The 1,323-nt window shown below is 55.6% G+C and carries 2 protein-coding genes; one reads left to right on the forward strand and one right to left on the reverse strand.

The window, feature by feature from the left end; translation table 11 throughout:
• The coding region (locus tag QJ48_RS33530) for a family 10 glycosylhydrolase (RefSeq protein ID WP_157261840.1) at positions 1 to 570 on the reverse strand (570 nt) is incomplete at its 3' end.
• A gap of 226 nt (positions 571 to 796) precedes the next feature.
• Here QJ48_RS33530 and QJ48_RS33535 point away from each other — a divergent pair.
• Positions 797 to 1,323 (forward strand): AraC family ligand binding domain-containing protein (locus tag QJ48_RS33535; RefSeq protein WP_193394543.1); only part of this gene is annotated, 527 nt, incomplete at its 3' end.

Below are 1,323 nucleotides of genomic sequence, written 5' to 3' on the forward strand. Positions count from 1 at the left end.
AATCCGCTCGCCCTGCTCGACGACGTGCCGCTTCTCGCGGGGGTCTTTTCCTTCCCGGCGCAGCATGGCCACGCAGGTATGGCAGTAGCAGGTGCGGACGCCGACGATGTCGAGGAAAATCCCGTCGGCATCGTACTTGCGCACAACCTCCTCCACCTGGCGGATCATCAGATCGAGATAAGGCGAATTCAAGCAAAACTGATGATACCCCGGCGTCATGAACCCTTTGACCCAGTTCGTCTGGTCGTTCTCGTCTCGCATCAGCCACTCGGGATGGACGCGCGCCAGCTTCTCGTCGAAGCCGACCGACAAGTAGACTGGAGTCTTCACGCCGATCTCGTGCGCCGCTTCAATCTGCGCGCCGAGCAGGTCGAAGTCCAGATGCGGATGGATCTCGTTCGTTTCGGAGGGAAAATAGGCCCAGCCGTGGTGGCATTTTGCGAAGACGGTAATCGAGTCGACGTGCCCCCGCTTGAGCATTTCCTGGAACTGCGGCTTGGAAAACTTCCGTCCGATATGCGGGATCATTTCGGAGGTGTGGAAATCTAAGTGTACTTGTCGGAATCGCATCGTTTGGCGACCTCGCTTTCTTGGGAGTAGGTGGGCTAAGCTGCTGTGCAGCTTTATTCATTGGGTGATCTAGACGGCGTGTTCCATCGCCTTCCAGCCTCCTGCGCTTTTTCTTTTGTCGGGGTTATTGTATCATTAGGACGTTGGAAATGTATTTGAAAGGCCTTCCATCGATTTGTACAAAATTCCGCTATTCGTGAGAACCTAATGCCCGGAGGAACCCGAGATGAAGGATTTGGCAGAAATCGCTCCGCATGTGCGTTCGGCGGCACCCTATACGTATAACGGCGGCGAGCATGAAGGAACAAGAGTCGGCTATACGTTCGCCTATCACCTATTTCTGGACGGCCGCGGAGATATCGTCGTGGACAACGTTACGTATTCCGTCGAAAAAGGCACCCTGATGTTCATCCGCCCGGGACAGGTGCATTCATTTCATCATAAGCCCGGCTTTCCGCTCGATTCGTATAACATTTACTGCGATTTATGGGAGCGGCATTCGGTTCCGGAGCCGCGCTTCGCCTTTTATCCCGATCCGCCCGACCGGTCGATGCTGACCCGGCAGGAGCATTGTCCCGGACTGGACGAATTTCCGACCAAAACGTCGCTGAGCCCCTATCCGCATCTGATTGAGCTGTTCGTGCAAATCGCCAGATCGGAGGACGCTCCTTATTATGCGGAATCGATTACGGGGGCGCTGATGCGCGCGTTTCTGCTGCGCTGGTACAACAGCATCAAAAGCGCTGCGCCGAA

Source organism: Paenibacillus sp. A3, assembly GCF_001399685.1.
Taxonomy (GTDB): domain Bacteria; phylum Bacillota; class Bacilli; order Paenibacillales; family NBRC-103111; genus Paenibacillus_G.